Genomic DNA, 15,802 nt, shown 5'->3' on the forward strand with positions numbered 1-15,802 from the left:
GAGGAGAGAAATCGACGCCGCGGGGCGGCACCTTAGGAACTACCGGCCGAAGGTGAGACGGAAATCCGCGAAAGTCAGGGACAGCAGCGGCCTGCGGTCGGCGAGGTACCCGAGCGGTCCGGTGCGATCGATGTGCCAGCTGATGTCCGTGTGGCGTAGTGCCCCTGTGCCGCGTACGGGAGTGCGGACGACGATGTTGCGGTCGCTCTGGGCCAGCGACAGCGGAGTGGGCCACCGGCCGGGCAGGCGGCGGCCCGGCGAGATCTCCGCGCGCGCGATGCCCGCGGCCCCGGCTTCCGGCGGGGCGACGGTCAGTTCGGCCAGATCCTTGGGGATGGCCCACAGGGCGCGGCCGCCGTCGCGGGACTCCGGGCTGTCCACCCAGATGTCCATGATCGTCGTGCGCAGCGGGCGGGTCAGCACCGCCGCGAGCAGCTCCCGGTAGTGCAGCGTGCCGCCCGGCTCGTAGGTGACCCAGGCCGCGCCGACGAGGGCCCGGCCGGCGACGGTCAGGGGGCGCAGTCCCGCGGGCAGCGGTGGCAGGGCGCGGCGGGGCACGACGAAGACCGACAGGTGGAGCTGTCCGCGCAGGTGCCACGGCGAGGGCGGGTACATCAGCCGCAGGCTACCCGGGCCGCCGCCCAGTCCGCGTGGTCCAGGCCGTTGCCGTCGCCGGCGTCGGCCACCCGCAGCTCCATCGTCGTCGCGCCGGTCACGTCGACGCTGACGTCGGTGGCGGCGTCCGCGCCGGTCACGACACCCGACTCGTAGCGACGCTGGCCGTCCAGCCACACCGAGAACACCACCGACCCACCGGTGCCGGTCTCGTCGTCGACGCCCACGGCCGCGCGCAGGCGGGAGCAGGCACCCGCGAGCGGCACGGTCACCGTGGAGACCGCGTGGACGCCGAGACCCTTCGGGAACTGCGTACCGCCGATGGTGAGCGGGCCGCCGTCGCCGGCCGCCTGCTCGCCGTTGCTGCGGTCCTTCTCCACCGGGCCCCAGCCGTTGGTCTGGGGCGTGTACGGGCGGTCGCTCAGCCACGCCCAGCCCGGCGGCAGCGGCGCGGACGTGGTCACGGTCGCCGAGGTGGTCGAGGTGAACCCGGCCGGGGTGGTCGTCACGGCGGTGGCGGTCAGGGCGTACGAGCCGACGTCGGTGCCCGCCGGCGCGGTGACCCGGAAGCTCGCGGTGGCCGGGGTGCCCAGCTCGACGGTGCCGAGCGTGACCGACGGCGGGTCGACGCTCCAGCCCTGCGGAGCGGTCAGGCGTACCGTCGCGTTCTCCAGCCCTCCCGCGCAGCGGGCGGTGACGGTCACCTGGACCGGCTCCGCCACGCCGGGCTGCACCGAGCCGTCGGTGGTGGCGGACAGCGACGGCGGGCACGGCGCCGGCACGTCGGAGTCCGGTACGCCGCCGGCCGCCGCCTCGCGCCGGGTGAGCGGCCGCAGCACCAGCTCCTGGGTGTACGGACTGGTCGGGGACAGCCGGTACGGCGCCAGCACCGAGTTGGGCGTCTCCCCCATGCCGGTCTCCCCCGCCTCGGCGTGCAGGGTGACCCAGCCGCGGTTGCGCACGAGCGGCAGCTGGTGGTCGTACTCGGCACGGTCGAGGTCGTCGTACGCGGTGACGCTGACGTCCCGCATGCCGCCGACGATCAGGCCCGCACGCCCGTCGGTGAGGGCCGCCCACCGGGCGTCGGTGTGGTTGCCGTACGCCTGCGGCCGCGAGTACCGCACGTACTCCTCGGCCACGCTGCTGCGGTACACACCCATCGGCGCGCCGCTGCGGCGGTCGTTGTACGACTCCTGCGGCCCGCGCCCGTGGTACGCGAACTGCTGCATCTCGTCGGGCAGCCGCAGCGACAGGCCGACCCGCGGCAGGTAGGGCAGCGAGCCGAGGCGCGGCCCGGAGGGCACCACGTCCTGGCGCAGCGTGATCGTGCCGCGCCGGTCGATGCGGTAGCGCAGCGTCTGGTCGAACGCGATGCCCGTCCCGGCCCACCGGCTGCGGACTTCCACCACGGCCGCGTCCGGCTCGGTGGTGGCGCGCACGCCGGTGACCGACGGCGTCAGCGCGTCCAGGCCGGTGTCGTGCCAGATGCGGCGGTCGTCGGTGCCCCAGTCGTACGTCTCGTTGCTGGTCGGCGGGCGCCACACGTCGAGCCGGGGCCCGCCGTGCAGCAGCTCCCGGCCGCCGCTGCGCAACGACGCCAGGGTGCCGTTGTCGAAGCGGTACGTGAATCCCGGCCCGGACACCGTCACCGTCTCGCCTCGCGTGGACAGCGCGGGTGCGCCGGGAACCGGTGGTGTCGCCACGCCGGGCACCGCCGTGCCTCCCACCGGGAACTGGTCGTGGCCGAGCACCCAGCCGCGGCGGGCCCAGGGCACGTCGCGGGTGCTCACCGCGGTGACGGTCAGGAAGCGCTCGCGGTCCTGCGGGTTCGCCGGCACCGCCCCGACGGCGAGGTCGGCCGTCGCGGACGGGCCCAGCCGCACGGTACGCGTACCCGAGCGCAGCGTCCGCTCCTGCTCGGTCAGCGCCCACCGCACCTGCACGTCGAGGGCGCCGGCCTGCTGCTCGTTGTGCAGCCGGATCCGCCCGGCGGCGGCGTCGGTCGCGCTGATCCGCACCGGCGCCTGCGCCCAGGCCATCTCGGCGGTCTCCGGCTGCACGTACCGGTCGGAGCCGACCAGGCCGTCGGTGCCGGACAGGCTGATGCCGAGGCTGAGGAAGTCGCCGCGGCGCTGGTAGGTGTCGAAGTCCAGCGCCAGCACGGCGTCGCCGGCCGGGTCGGCTCCGGCGGCGAGCTGCTGGGGCGTGAGGGCGGTGGGGTAGACGCGGACGTCGTCCACGAGACCGCGGGCGAGGCGCGCGTTCCACAGGTCGTTGTCCTGCTGGGTCTTGGCGTTGTGGCCGACGTTCACCTCGTACAGGCCTGGGTCGACCGCTCCGGTGCGGGGTACCGACGCCACCTGCGCGCCGTCGATGAAGAGGCGCAGCGCCGCCCCGTCGTAGACGCCGGTGACACGGTGCCAGGCGCCGTACCAGGACGCCGGGACGTCGGCGACGGTCGTGGCCCAGCCGTTCGCGTCGACGCCGAACTCGAGGGTGTCGCGGTCGCGCATCTGCAACGCGTACCCCTGGCCCTTGGTGAGGATCGGGAAGCTGCCGGCCCACTCGCCCGGCTTGACCCACGCGTCGAGGGTGAGCGGCCCGGTCAGGTCGAGGCGCCGGTCGCGGAACACGTCGACGTAGTCGTCCAGGCTGGACAGCGCCACCGCCTGGCCGCGCCGCCCCGCCGCCTGACCGGGCTTGCCGACGAGGAAGGCCTGCAGGTGTCCGGGCGCCGAGTCCGGGGTGAGGATCAGCGGCTGGCGCAGGTTCTGTTCGGCCCAGTCCCAGATGAAGCCGCCCTGCATCTCGGGATGCTTGCGGGCGAGCGCCCAGAACTGGTCGAAGTTGCCCAGCCCGTTGCCCATGGCGTGGGCGTACTCCCCCATGACGATCGGCTTCGTGCTGCTGAGGGTCCGCGCCTCCAGCCGGGCCGGGGTCGGGTAGCGGGGGCCGTCGACGTCGGCGTACGGGGCGTCGCCGTCGGGGTTGTTCGACTGGTGGTAGAGCAGCCGGGTGGGCTCGTTGGCGTCGGCCCACGCGGCCATCGCGTAGTGGGCGGCACCCAGCCCGGCCTCGTTGCCCGTGTCCCAGAAGATCACGCTGGGGTGGTTCTTGTCGCGCTCGACCATCGCGTGGAAGCGGTCGGCGAACGCCTTCTGCCACTCCGGCCGGTCGGCGAGACAGACCGAGGGGCAGCTCTCGTGGTTGTGCGTCTCGATGTCGACCTCGTCGTCCACCCACAGGCCGTAGCGGTCGGCCAGGTCGTAGAGGTACGGGTCGGAGGGGTAGTGCGAGGTGCGGACCGCGTTGAGGTGCAGCCGCTTCATCAGGAACACGTCGTCGCGCTGGGCCTGCCGGGTGACGTGCCGGCCGGTGTCCGGGTCGGTCTCGGCGCGGTTCGTGCCCTTGATGAGGATGTGCTTGCCGTTGACGAGGATCTGCCGGTCGCGCACCTCGATCTCGCGGAACCCGACCGGCTGGGCCGTGGTCTGCAGCACGCGTCCCCTCGCGTCCAGCAGTTGCAGCGCCAGCGTGTAGAGGCTGGGCTCCTCGGCGCTCCACTTCGCCGGGTTCGCGACCGGCGCCGTCAGGGTCACCCGGCCGCCGCCGGTCACGGCTTCGGCGGTGGTCACGGTCCGCCCCGCGCCGTCCAGCAGGGTGCCGCGCACGGTGAAGGTCCCGGCGGCGCCCGCCACGTCGACCCGGGCGGAGAGGACGGCGTCGGTGTAGGACGCGTCGAGGTCGGTCGTCACGTACGCGTCCCGCAGCCGCGTCTGCTCGGTGCGGTAGAGCACGACGTCGCGGAAGATCCCGCTGTAACGCCACTGGTCGAAGTCCTCGAGGTACGCCCCCGAACCCCAGCGGTGCACCTGTACGGCGATGGTGTTGCGGCCGGAGTGCAGCCGGTCGGTGACGTCGAACTCGGCGGGTGTGTAGCCGCCCTGGTCGTATCCCACGTAGGCGCCGTTGACCCAGACCAGGTAGTTGCTCGTCACGCCCTCGAAGCGGAGGTAGAACCGCCCGCCGCGCCAGGAGGCCGGCAGGTCGACCGTGCGCACGTACGCGCCGGTGGGGTTCACGTCGTGCGGCACCCGGGGCGGGTCGTCGGGGACGATGTCCGAGGGGATGTTGCGGAACACCGGGTGGTCGGCGAAGTCGGACTGCCAGGTGTGCGGCACGCGTACCGACGGCCACGCCGACGCGTCGAAGCCGGACTCGTGGAACGCGGCGGGCACGTCATCGGGCCGGTCGAAGATCTTGAGCCGCCAGGCGCCGTCGAGCGAGCGGACGTACGGGCTCGACCCGCCGCGGGCGGCCTCGGGAATCGACGCGTACGGCCGCAGGTCGGCGTGCGGCGGCTCCTGTCCCTCGCCGGTGAGCTGCGGATCCTCGAGGTAGCGGTACACGTCCGCGACGGTCTGCGGGCCGCCGGTCGCTGTGGTGGCCCGCGCGGGTGCGGCGGCGACCAGCGACGAGGCGAGCACCAGGGCGGCGGCTGCTGCGGTGAGTCGGCGCACGGGCACTCCTCGGGCTCGGCGACGCGTATCGACCGATATTGATAGTTTCCCGCCCGAGGGGGCCTGTCAATGCGCGGCGCTGATCGCCTCCGCGGCGGCCAGCATCTCGTCGCCGACCGGTTGCAGGCCGATGCCGGTCGCGAGCAGGCCGGTGGACACCCGCTCGGCCACGCCCCACTCCCAGACGGCGCTCGCGTCCAGGCCGGTGCGCCCGGCCAGCAGCCGCGCCCGGTCCCACGGGTCGCCGGCCATCAGCTCGACGGGGTCCTCGCGCATGAGGACGCCCAGGTCGTACTCGGGTTCGGCGAGCAGGCCGTCCGGGTCGACCAGCCGCCAGCCGTCGCCGGCCCGCAGGGCGTTCCACTGATGCACGTCGCCGTGGACCAGCACCGCCCGGGCGTCGTCGTGGGCCGCGATGCGCCGCTGGGCGCAGGAGATCGCGTGCGTGACCGTACGCGCGGAGCACGGCCGCCCGAGCTCCTCCCACCGCGACCGGATGTGCCCGATGAGCCACCGCCCCTTGTCCGCTCCGGTCGGAAGGCCGACTCCGGGCGCGGCCCGCCACACCTGGCGGGCCAGCTCGGTGAGGATCTCCAGCCGCTCGGCGAGGGGTGGCCCCACGTCCGCCATGGACGGTCCGAGGCGTTCGAGCAGCAACGCGCCGCGGGACTCGTCGGCGTGCAGCAGGCGTACGCACCCATCGCCACCGGCGAGCCGCAGCACCGTGATCTCGTGGCTCGCGTGGTTGCCGGCGCGGGGCACCAGCAGCTTGAGCACCGCCGGCGTGCCGTCGGCCAGGGTGGCAGGGGCGACGTACGCCTCGGTCGCATCCTCGTAGGCCGGTCCGGTCTCGAGTCCCCACTCGGCGCCGAGCGCGGCCACGAGCGACGGCAGGGCGGCCAGCCAGCCGTCCGCCTGCGCGGCCCGGGCCTTCGCGGTCACCACGGCGGGTACGTGCACGGCCGTGATCGTGCCAGAGGGCACCGGCGCCGGCCAGGTAATTGCGTTGAGCCGCCCGGGCGGGGACCGCAGGATGGAGTCACCGCCCCTGCTGCCAGAGGACTATCGATGCGCCTGCTTCGCGACTTATGGGCTACTTCGCCCCGTCGCACCGCCTTCATCGCCGTCCTCATCGTGCTCGGCGCCGCCGGGCAGGCCGGCGCCCTCGGCCTCGCCGGCGCGGTGCTGGTCGACCGGTCGGTGCCGCTGTTCGGCGTGCTCGCCGCCGCCCTGGTCGTGTCGGTCTTCAGCGACGTCGTCGTCGGCCTCGTGGCCGCGCGGCTGACCGCCGACTGGGCGGCCGCGGTCCGTCGTGGGCTGTGCCGGGTGGCCTTCGGCCAGGACGTCCCGACGCTGGAGAACACCCCGGTCGGCGAGCTGCTCGACCGCATCGACAGCGACGTCTACGCGGTCGGCTCGGAACTGCGCGGCAGCGGCGTCCGGCTGGCGCAGTCGCTGGCGGTCGCGGCGCTGTCGATCGTCACCGCCTTCTTCGCGTGGTGGCCCGCCGCCGTCGGCATGGTGCTGGTGTCGATCGTGCTCGTGCTGGTCATGAACAAACCCATCCAGCGCATCTCCCCCGCCCGGATCCGCGAGGAGGAGGCCTGGTCGGACCTGGCCGCCGTGATGGAGGAGGCCGTCCACGGTCAGGACGACGTCCGCACCAGCCTCGCCGCGCCGTACGTCCGCCGCCTCTACGCCCAGCGGGCCCGCCAGGTGCTCGAGCGCGGGCGCCGGGTGTGGCGGATGTCGTCGCGGATCACCATGGGCGCCGGCGCCATCACCCGCACGCTCATCGCCGTCCTGGTCGTCGGCGGCGCGTGGGCGCTGACCGCCGGGCACATCGACGGCGCCCGGCTGACCGCGGTCTGGCTGCTGGCGCTGGGCTTCGGCGGCACGCTCGAGCACGTCACCCGCATGGTGCCGGAGCTGCAGAACGCGCTCGGCGCCTGGAGCCGCGTCCAGCTGCTGCGCGCCGTGCCGCAGGAGCCGGCCGGCGGGCAGTCCCCGGCCGACGGCGACCTCACGGTCCGCAACCTGACTTTCCGGTACGGCGAAGCCGGCTCCGGCCGCCCGCCCGCGCTGCGCGACGTCACCCTGACGTTCCGCCGCGGCCGGTCGTACGCGCTGATCGGCCGCACCGGCTCGGGCAAGTCGACGCTGGCCAAGGTGCTCACGCGGGCGGTGGACGTGCCGCGGGGCACGGTGTTCCTCGCGGGCACCGACATCAACGACCTCGACATCGAGGGCCTGCGCCGGTGGACGGCGATCGTGCCGCAGCGCACCGAGATCCTGGCCGGCACCCTCGCCGAGAACATCGCCCTCTTCGACGAGGAGCTGCTGCCCCAGGCGGCGGCGGCGCTCGCCGAGCTCGGCCTGGACACGTGGGCGCAGAGCCTGCCTGACGGCGTCGATACCAAGCTCGGCGAGGGCGGCTACGTGCTCTCCGCCGGCCAGGAGCAGCTGGTGGCCTTCGCCCGGATCCTGGTCCGCGACCCGCAGGTGGTGATCCTCGACGAGGCCACCGCGCGGATGGACCCGGTGACCGAGGCGTGGGTGCAGCGGGCGACGGACCGGCTGCTGCAGGGACGCATCGGCGTCATCGTGGCCCACCGGCTGTCCTCGGTGCGCCGCTGCGACGAGGTGGTCGTGCTGGCCGACGGCGAGGTGCTCGAGGCCGGGCCGCTCGCCGAGTCCCGCCGCTTCGCCGAGCTGCTGGCCAGCTCCAACGTGGTCGCCCCGGCGCGCACCGGCGGCGGGGTGGCGGTGCTGGAGCGCGACCCGGAGCCCGTCCCCACCGAGCTGGGCAACAACCTGCCGCAGGCCGACCCACCGCCGCTGCCCGAGCCGCCCCCGGCCCGGACCATGCGGGAGATCTTCCGGCTGACCACCAACGACGCCCGGTACGGCCTGGCGGCGGTCGCCCTCTTCGCCGTGCTCGTGCTGCTGGGCCTCGACGGCGCGATCCTGCCGCTGCTCTGGTCGCAGGTGGTCGACGGCGTCGGCGACCCGATGTGGCCGGCGGTGGGGATCGCGGCCGCCCTGATCGTCGCCATCCCGACGCTGTACTACACCGGCGCCTGGTTCCCCGAGTGGTGGGTGCGCCAGATGCTGCGGATCAGCATGCGGCTGGTGCACGGGCAGATCGGCCCGCGGCGGATCAGCAAGCACACCCCGGCGGAGGTGGTGGCCCAGGGCGGCGACACGGAACGGGTCGTCATGCTGGCGGACAACCTCATCGACACCGGTGTCGCCGTCGTCATGATCCTGGGCATGACCCTGGCCTCACGGTCGTGGGTGCCGGCGCTGTTCTTCACCGGCACGATGGTGGTGTCCGGGCTGGCGGCCACACTGTTCGGGCCGCGGCTGGAACGGGCGGCCCGGCGTACGGTCGCCGCCCGGGCCTCGTTCGCGACGGCCCTGGTGTCGTCGCTGTCCGCGGCCCGCACGGTGAAGCTGGCCGGCGCGACGGTGCCGGTGCTGCGCCACCTGGCGGGGCTCGACGCCGTCCGCAGCGAGCGGCAACGGCACGAGATCGCCATCCAGGTGTGGGCCCGTTCCACCCCGTCGGTGCTCAGCGGCCTGCTGCCGATCGCCGCCTGGGCGTTGTACCTGGCCGGGGACCTGTCGGCGGCCGCCACCCTCATCGCGGTGGCGGTGCTGGGGTCGGCGCGCTGGTTCGCGTGGACCACGGCCTCGCTCGTGTCGCACTTCCCGTCGGCGCGGGTGTGGACGCGGCGGACGACGGCGATGGCGGGCGTGGCGGCGTATTCGTCGGCGGTGCCCGGCGTGGACATCGCGGCGGGCACCGCCGACGCCCCTCCGGTGGCCGCCCGCAGCCCGTTGCGGCGCCTGGAGCTCGCCGGCTTCAGCGCGGTCCACGAGAACGGCACGGTCGGCGCCCAGGACGTGGACCTGGTCGTCGAGCGCGGCGAGCTGGTCCTCGTCGTCGGCCCGGTCGGCGCCGGCAAGTCCTCGCTGCTGCGGGCCCTGGCCGGCATCGTGCACCACACCGGCACGCTGGCCTGGAACGGGCGGCCGGTGGACGAGCCGGAGACGTTCCTGCGGCCCAACCAGGTCGGGTACGTCGCCCAGCTGCCCCGGGTGCTGTCCGGGACGGTCGCCGACAACATCGCGCTCGGGCACGAGGTCGACGCCGCGGACGCGGTGACGACCGCCCAGCTGGAGCACGACCTGGCGGCGGCCGGCGGCGGCCTGCAGCTGCTGATCGGCCACAAGGGCACCCGGCTCTCGGGCGGTCAGCTCCAGCGGCTGGCGCTCGCCCGGGCGCTCGCGCCGCGCACGGAGCTGCTCATCGCGGACGACGTGTCCTCGGCGCTGGACGTCACGACCGAGCTGGAGCTCTGGCGGGCGCTGCGCGACCACGGGGTCACGGTGGTCGGCTCGACGTCGAAGCGGGCGGCGCTGTCCCGCGCGGACCGGGTGGTCGTCCTGATCGGCGGCCGCGTGATGGCGCAGGGCACCTGGCCCGAGCTCGAGGACCGGTACGGCCACCTGGCCGGCTGAGCGCCGGCCGGGCCCGTCAGGGGCGGGGGGAGGTCCGGGTCCAGGACCGCTCCCCGCGCCGGCTGGTCGCGGCGACGCAGCGCGGGCAGATGTGCCGGACCTCGTCCTGCGGGGTCACCACGTCGGTGCGGCGGAAGTCGAACGGCACGTGCGGGAAGCGGCGCAGCCGGGTGCGGCTGAGCGCCAGCCCGCACACCGTCTGGTTGGTGCCCGGCTGCCATGCGTGCACCTCACCGCCGGGCTGGCGTACGCCCGCGGGATCCGTCCACTCACTGGACGCCGCTACCGACGCTGTCACCGTGCGTGCCATGCCGGGCGGCGTACCCCCGCCGCGGCCGTTCACACCGCCGGTCACGCGGCCTGCGCCGCCCGGGCCAGCGCCAGGTCGTGGGTGGTGTCGGCCGCGACGGCCGGGGCGGGAACGGTACGCCCGTCAGCCAGGCGGACGCTCACCGTGTCCCGCCGGACGTTGTCGGTCTCCGGTGAGCCGTCTGTGGGTTCGCTGGACGGGTTCACCCGTGCGGGGCGTCGCCCCCGCCCGCGCTCGCCGTTAGGTCAGCGGCAACGCAATCGGCGAAGGACGGGGTGACTTCGATGACACGGTGGCTGGCCGCCACGGCGCTCCTGCTGGCTCTCGGCGGGTGCGGCGACGACGCGACGCGACCGGAGACGGTGCCGGTGCCGGCGACCACGACCAGTGGCACGGCGACCCGGGCCATGGCGACCGAGAGCACCACGGCCGGCGCGGGAACGGCCACCACGACCGGTCGTCCGCGCGCCTCGCGGACGACCGCGGCGGCCCGGGACGCGGCGGGCCCGGACGGCTTCGTCGCCACCGTGCGCGACCGGCTGCCCGAGGTGGCCCTGGACCGGCGCGACGAGGAGCTCGCCGCGATCGGCCGGCAGGCCTGCGCGGACCTGGCCGGCGGCCTCGACGCCGACAAGATCGTGGCGCGGACCCGCAGCCTCGGCACCGCCGACGCCGAGGCGACCGACCAGGCCACCGCCCGGGAGCTGGTCAAGCTGGCCATCGACACGATCTGCCCCGATCAGGACCGCCGCGTCGACGAGTTCTGACCGGCACCCGCGACTGCCAGCCGCGGGCCGGCGGCCGCCAGGGTGAGACCGAGGCCGACCAGGACGGCGGCGACCGCGAAGGTTGCGTGGGTGCCACGCGCGATCTCGGCCGGCGTCGCCGTGGCCACGTCGCTCGTGCCGGCGACGGCGAACACCGCGCCCATCATCGAGGCGCCGGCCATCAGGCCGAGGTTGCGGGACAGGTTCAGCAGGCCCGACACCTGGCCGCGCCGGTCCGCCGGCGCGTCCCGCATGACGGCGGTGTTGTTCGCGGCCTGGAACACGGCATAGCCGGCGGTGACCACGACCAGCGGCAGGACGTAACCGGGTACACCCGCCGCCACGGGCATCAGCGCGAGCACCACGGCCCCGGCGATGATCGCGCCGAGCCCCGCGACGACCATGGTCCCGGTGCCGAGCCGGTCGGTGGCCCGCCCGGCCGGTACGCCGGTGAGCGCCGCGACCGCGGGACCGGCCGACATGACGAGTCCCACGAGCGCCGGGCCCAGACGCAGCGCCCCGGACAGGTGGAAGGGCCCGACGACCAGCGTGGACATCATCACGGCGGAGACCAGGACACTGGTCGTCAGGCCGAGGGCGATCGCGGGCTCGCGCAGCACCGTCAGGTCCAGCAGGGCCGCGCGCGGCCGACCGATGGGCGCAGCGGCCCGCACCCGGGGAAGCGCCCTGTGGACGAGGACGAGGGTCACCGCGCCGAGCGGTACGACGCCCAGGAAGATCGCCCGCCAGCCGAAGCCCTCGACGAGGACGCCTCCCAACGTCGGGCCCAGCGCGGTTCCCACGGCCGACATCGTGCCGAGCAGTCCCATGGCGGTGCCCGTACGGTCCTCGGGCACCGTGTCGCCGACGACCGCCATGGTCATCGCCAGCATCCCCGCCGCTCCTGCCCCCTGCAGGCCTCGCGCGAGGATCAGCAGGGCGATGTTCGGGGCGAGCCCGCACAGCAGCGTCCCCACCGTGAACAGGGCTACGCCCGTGACCAGCAGCCGGCGGCGGCCGACGAGGTCACCGAGCCGCCCGGCGACCACGATGAGAGCCGTCACCACCGCGAGATAGCCGATCACCACCCATTGGACCTGGGAAAGGGTGGCACCCAGGGCGGCGGCCATGGCGGGCAGGCCGACGTTGGCGATGCTGATGCCGAGCGACGGCAGAAGTGTGGACAGCGACAGGGCCGTGAGGGCGATGCCTGGCCGAGAAGCGCGGGAAGTTGTCACGTCCCGACCGTAGGAGCGATCCAGGCCTGGCGGAACGCGCAAAGATGGCAACGAACCTGTGCACCGGACGCCATATCATCGGCGAATGGCCCGTCCCGATCTCAACCTCCTCGTCACGCTGGACGTGCTGCTCGAGGAGGGCAGCGTGACCCGGGCCGGGGAGCGGCTCGCGCTCAGTCCGTCCGCGATGAGCCGCGCGCTCGCCCGCCTGCGGCGCGCCACGGGAGACCCGCTGCTGGTCCGGTCCGGCCGGGGACTCGTTCCCACGCCGCGCGCCCTCGAGCTGCGCGAGCGGGTACGCACGCTGGTCCACGACGCCGAGGAGGTGCTCCGGCCGGCCGCGCGGCTGGAGCTCGCGACACTGACCCGTACCTTCTCCCTGCGCTGCAGTGACGGATTCGTCGAGCGGTTCGGGCCCGCGCTGGTGGCGACGGCCGGCGCCGAGGCTCCCGGCGTACGGCTGCGTTTTCTGCAGAAGACCCGCAGTGACCCCCGGTCCTTGCGCGACGCGGTCGATCTGGAGACCGGCGTGCTCGACGAGGCGCCGCCTCCGGACCTGCGCAGCCTGCCGCTGTTCACCGACCGGTTCGTCGGCGTCGTCCGCCCCGGGCATCCGCTGAGCACCGGCACGGTGACGGTGGCCCGGTACGCCGCGGCCCGGCACGTGCACGTCTCCCGGCGGGGTCTGGCCGAGGGACTGGTCGACGAGGCGATCCGCGCGACGGGACGGCAGCGCGAGGTCGTGACGGTCGTCGACGGCTTCGGCGCCGCGGTGGCCCTCGCGCGGGCCGCCGACCTGGTGGCCACGGTCCCGCAACGGCACACCGAGAACCTGTGGCACGGCATGCACTCCTTCGCCCTTCCGTTCCCGGCCCCTCAGGTGACCGTGTCACTGCTGTGGCACCTGAGACTGGACGCCGATCCTGCCCACCGGTGGCTGCGCGACCGGGTGACCGGCGTGTGCCGCGACACCGGCTGATCGGGGGTCGGCCGAAAGTCGCAGCGAACCCCCAGCAGGTCAGGACCGCGGTCCGATGTCTCCCACAGGCGGATTGCGGATTCTGGTGCTACCCCACAGAAATCCCCCCAGGAGGTAGCGATGTCGGCACGAGGAATGCTCAGCGTGGTCGGGACGGCCGTCGGCGGTCTCATCGGCTGGACCCAGGACGCCGCGCCCGCCGCCGACCCCGCCGCGGTGCGCGAGCTGTTCGCGCAGCTCGGCATGGCGGTCGGCGAGGGCGACCAGGCCCTCACCACCGCCGTCCGCCGCTTCCAGGCACGGGTCGGCCTGGACACCGACGGCGTGGCCGGCCCGCGGACCGTGCACCTGCTCGCCCGCTACGCCAAGGAAGCCCGCGAGCTGCGCCGCTTCGAGTACGCAGCCTGATCTCCGAGGGACCGCAGGGCGGCCAGCCCCGGCAGCAGGTAGTACTCCCCGCCGCGGCAGGTCACCACCGGCCGCCGGAGCGGCACGTGCACCGGCGACTCCCCCTCGACCAGGATGCGCGCCTGCGGGCCGCCGGCCGTGGTGAAGACGTCCTGCTCGCCCCCGCGGCCGAAGGCGTCACCGTCGCCCATCCACTCGGTCTGCACGAACTCGAACTGCCGGCGGATGTCGCCGACCACCGCCAGGAACAGCAGACCCCGCTCCCGGCCGTCGTCGGGAGCACCCTCCGGCAGGTACGGCCCGTACGGGATGCCCCGCCGCAGCATCATGTGCCGTCGCGACAGCCGTTGTCCGCCGGGAAGGGAGCCGCGCGGGTTGGCCCGGCGTACGTGCGAGGCCACCGGGCACCGGTCCAGCGTGCCGCCGTCCCGCGCGCGGCCCACCAGCGCGGCCGCCGCGTCGTCGGCCCCGCCGGCGAACTGACCGGCGACCTCGCCGACGGTCCGCCGGAACGCCGCGACGTCCTGTTCCAGCTTGCGGTAGACCAGGTAGCTGCCGTGCCGCGCCAGGTCCGCGGGCAGCCCCCGGCCGGCGATGTCGCCGTCGACGTCCCGCAGCCCGAGCACGAACTCCCCAGGCGGCAGCAGGTCCCCGGGCGCGCCCCGGTCGTACCCCTCGACCAGCGGGGTGGACAGGCCGTCGGCGAAACCGAAGTGCTCGATGAAGGCGCCGCCGGCGGCCACGAGCCGCTCGCCGAAGCTCTCGCCGACGATCTCGGCGCCGCCGGATGCCGTCACCTCCACGCGCAGCTCGCGCACCACCGCGCCGAGGATCTCGGGCGTGGTGGCCGAGACCATGAGCACGGCGTGCGTACCGCCGGGCTCGGTGAAGGGTGCGCTCCACCGTGACGTTCCCCGCCCGGGCGAGAGCTTCGGCTCGCGCCCGGCCATGCCGGCGCGGAACTCGTCCGGGAACCGGGCCAGCTCGTCGCCGGCGACGCCCAGGGCCGCGAGGCCGGCGTGGCTCAGACCCAGGTGCAGCGCGCGGTTGGGCCGCGCCTGGACGTCCGCCGCGGAAGTGATGCGCGGTGCCAGCGCACCCAGCCACGCCCGGGCCGCGGCCGCGTCGGTGAGCCGCAGGAAGAGGTGGGTGGCCGCGCGGTGGTGACCGTACCCCCGCAGCACCATGCCCTGGATGTCGCCGAGCGGCAGCGGGCTCTCCCCGGCCGCGCGGACCGGGACGGCGGGGCGGCCCGACGAGGTGAGCGGCGGCACCCGGCCCTCCGCCCCGGCGGCGGCGAGATCTGCCAGCCGGCGGCGCAGGGCCACGGCGTCGCGCAGCTCGGCGACCGTGCCGTCCGGCGCACCGGCGAACGTGTAGTCGGCACGCAGGCTGCGCTCGGCGAAGAACCGCACGAAGTCGTCCGCGCGTTCGCTGCCGGGGTAGTCCGTGCAGTGGTCCCAGATCGCGTCGGCCTCCGGCCCGAGAGCGCGGACGCCGGCGAAGAAGCGCTCCTGCGGGCCGTCCACCGTGGCCGTGAGCAGCAGGTACGGGTGGGGCAGATCATCCGGGCGGGGCGGGCGGCCGGCATGCACCAGCAGGTCGAGCAGGCGCGCCTTCCAGCCCCACACGCTGGGGCGGGCCTGCGCCACGGGGTGCTCGACCACGAGCAGACGGGCGAAGTGGACGCCGGGGACGTGGGCGAAGGGCGTACCGCACTCGCGCAGGGTCTTTCGCAGTTCCGCGGCCCGGCCGTCGGCGACGCGGGCCATCACGGTCACCGACCGGGTGCCGCTGTCAGGCTGCCGGCGCATCGTCACGCTCCCAGGTGGAGAGGTCGCCTTGGACGTCGTGCACGAAACGCGCCCACTGCGGGTGGGCCTGGGCCGCGTCCGGGTCGAGGTCACCGAAGAAGGCGCGGTAGGCGTCGCGCACCCGCAGCGCCGCCGCCACCTCGGTCACCGAGGACTCGGGGTACGCCGACCAGTAGTGGTCGACCGGCAGGTCATTGCGCCCGATGTAGCGCCGGAACGGCTCGGTCGGCAGGGCGCCGGGGAAACCGTACGACCAGCCCCAGATCAGCGCCATCCGCCCCGGGATGACGATCGAGAACGCGTCGATGTACTCGTCCCAGTCACGGTTGAAGTCGCTGCGGAACAGCAGGTACGCGTACCGGGAGCGGCGCTGCTGGAACGGGAAGCGCGTGATGACGCTCCAGTGCGCGAAGTGGATGAAGGACATCTGCTGCAGCTCGCGGCTCGGTCCGAGGAGCTTGCGCACGTACAGGATCAAGCGCAGCGGCCCGGCCCACAGGCGCGGCATCGGGCTGAGCACGGTGAGCGCCGTGCCCCGGCCCGATCGGGCGGTGACGGTCATTCTGGTATCCCCCGAAGATCGACCCATCGGCCTCCGCCGATGCGGTACGGACAGCATCGCGC

Annotated in this window: 12 protein-coding genes; 4 read left to right on the forward strand and 8 right to left on the reverse strand. The window is 74.4% G+C overall.

Annotated elements, in window-relative coordinates; translation table 11 throughout:
- Nucleotides 1–39: 39 nt before the first annotated feature.
- The 3 genes from AB0J80_RS26700 to AB0J80_RS26710 all read right to left on the reverse strand — a co-directional run bounded on the left by AB0J80_RS26700 (nt 40) and on the right by AB0J80_RS26710 (nt 6,095).
- Nucleotides 40–615: an acetoacetate decarboxylase gene (locus tag AB0J80_RS26700; protein ID WP_364710002.1), complete on the reverse strand. Its 576-nt coding sequence runs from the start codon at nt 613–615 to the stop codon at nt 40–42.
- Nucleotides 615–5,135 carry a glycoside hydrolase family 2 TIM barrel-domain containing protein gene (locus tag AB0J80_RS26705; RefSeq protein WP_364710004.1) on the reverse strand — a complete coding sequence of 1,507 codons (4,521 nt, stop codon included), beginning with the start codon at nt 5,133–5,135 and terminating at the stop codon, nt 615–617. Before AB0J80_RS26705 ends, AB0J80_RS26700 begins: the two co-directional genes overlap by 1 nt.
- Nucleotides 5,136–5,201: 66 nt before the next feature.
- The gene (locus AB0J80_RS26710; protein WP_364710007.1) at nt 5,202–6,095 is read right to left on the reverse strand and encodes an aminoglycoside phosphotransferase family protein; all 894 of its coding nucleotides are present in this window, start codon (nt 6,093–6,095) and stop codon (nt 5,202–5,204) included.
- A 108-nt stretch (nt 6,096–6,203) separates the two neighbouring features.
- Here AB0J80_RS26710 and AB0J80_RS26715 point away from each other — a divergent pair, with 108 nt between their 5' ends.
- Nucleotides 6,204–9,662 (forward strand): ABC transporter ATP-binding protein, encoded by a 3,459-nt coding sequence (locus AB0J80_RS26715; protein ID WP_364710009.1) that lies wholly within the window; start codon nt 6,204–6,206, stop codon nt 9,660–9,662.
- Between the two features lie 16 nt (nt 9,663–9,678).
- On the opposite strand, the gene AB0J80_RS26720 is transcribed toward AB0J80_RS26715, so the two are convergent.
- Both AB0J80_RS26720 and AB0J80_RS26725 read right to left on the reverse strand, forming a co-directional pair.
- Complete coding sequence (locus AB0J80_RS26720) at nt 9,679–10,017, reverse strand: hypothetical protein (protein WP_364710011.1); 339 nt, start codon at nt 10,015–10,017, stop codon at nt 9,679–9,681.
- Entirely contained in the window at nt 10,014–10,178 is a 165-nt protein-coding gene (locus tag AB0J80_RS26725; protein WP_364710013.1) for a hypothetical protein, read from the reverse strand. Before AB0J80_RS26725 ends, AB0J80_RS26720 begins: the two co-directional genes overlap by 4 nt.
- Before the next feature lie 78 nt (nt 10,179–10,256).
- On the opposite strand from AB0J80_RS26725, the gene AB0J80_RS26730 reads away from it, so the two are divergent.
- Nucleotides 10,257–10,739, forward strand: a complete 483-nt coding sequence (locus tag AB0J80_RS26730) for a DUF732 domain-containing protein (RefSeq protein ID WP_364710015.1) — start codon at nt 10,257–10,259, stop codon at nt 10,737–10,739.
- On the opposite strand, the gene AB0J80_RS26735 is transcribed toward AB0J80_RS26730, so the two are convergent.
- Nucleotides 10,712–11,977 carry an MFS transporter gene (locus AB0J80_RS26735; RefSeq protein WP_364710017.1) on the reverse strand — a complete coding sequence of 422 codons (1,266 nt, stop codon included), beginning with the start codon at nt 11,975–11,977 and terminating at the stop codon, nt 10,712–10,714. The two genes, AB0J80_RS26730 and AB0J80_RS26735, sit on opposite strands and share 28 nt — an antisense overlap.
- A gap of 85 nt (nt 11,978–12,062) precedes the next feature.
- Between AB0J80_RS26735 and AB0J80_RS26740 the strand changes: the two genes are divergently transcribed.
- Both AB0J80_RS26740 and AB0J80_RS26745 read left to right on the forward strand, forming a co-directional pair.
- Complete coding sequence (locus tag AB0J80_RS26740) at nt 12,063–12,956, forward strand: LysR family transcriptional regulator (protein WP_364710020.1); 894 nt, start codon at nt 12,063–12,065, stop codon at nt 12,954–12,956.
- Between the two features lie 120 nt (nt 12,957–13,076).
- Nucleotides 13,077–13,364: a peptidoglycan-binding protein gene (locus AB0J80_RS26745; RefSeq protein ID WP_364710022.1), complete on the forward strand. Its 288-nt coding sequence runs from the start codon at nt 13,077–13,079 to the stop codon at nt 13,362–13,364.
- On the opposite strand, the gene AB0J80_RS26750 is transcribed toward AB0J80_RS26745, so the two are convergent.
- Nucleotides 13,316–15,178 (reverse strand): hypothetical protein, encoded by a 1,863-nt coding sequence (locus AB0J80_RS26750; RefSeq protein ID WP_364710024.1) that lies wholly within the window; start codon nt 15,176–15,178, stop codon nt 13,316–13,318. The genes AB0J80_RS26745 and AB0J80_RS26750 overlap by 49 nt on opposite strands.
- Nucleotides 15,162–15,740: a hypothetical protein gene (locus AB0J80_RS26755; RefSeq protein ID WP_364710026.1), complete on the reverse strand. Its 579-nt coding sequence runs from the start codon at nt 15,738–15,740 to the stop codon at nt 15,162–15,164. Before AB0J80_RS26755 ends, AB0J80_RS26750 begins: the two co-directional genes overlap by 17 nt.
- Nucleotides 15,741–15,802: the final 62 nt, after the last annotated feature.

This window comes from Actinoplanes sp. NPDC049548, from assembly GCF_040676695.1.
GTDB lineage: Bacteria > Actinomycetota > Actinomycetes > Mycobacteriales > Micromonosporaceae > Actinoplanes.

Coding starts and splice junctions, on each gene's coding strand:
- AB0J80_RS26700 (WP_364710002.1), bottom strand. CDS start 615: ATGTACCCGCCCTCGCCGTGGCACCTGCGCGGACAGCTCCACCTGTCG.
- AB0J80_RS26715 (WP_364710009.1), top strand. CDS start 6,204: ATGCGCCTGCTTCGCGACTTATGGGCTACTTCGCCCCGTCGCACCGCC.
- AB0J80_RS26730 (WP_364710015.1), top strand. CDS start 10,257: ATGACACGGTGGCTGGCCGCCACGGCGCTCCTGCTGGCTCTCGGCGGG.
- AB0J80_RS26740 (WP_364710020.1), top strand. CDS start 12,063: ATGGCCCGTCCCGATCTCAACCTCCTCGTCACGCTGGACGTGCTGCTC.
- AB0J80_RS26745 (WP_364710022.1), top strand. CDS start 13,077: ATGTCGGCACGAGGAATGCTCAGCGTGGTCGGGACGGCCGTCGGCGGT.
- AB0J80_RS26750 (WP_364710024.1), bottom strand. CDS start 15,178: ATGCGCCGGCAGCCTGACAGCGGCACCCGGTCGGTGACCGTGATGGCC.
- AB0J80_RS26755 (WP_364710026.1), bottom strand. CDS start 15,740: ATGACCGTCACCGCCCGATCGGGCCGGGGCACGGCGCTCACCGTGCTC.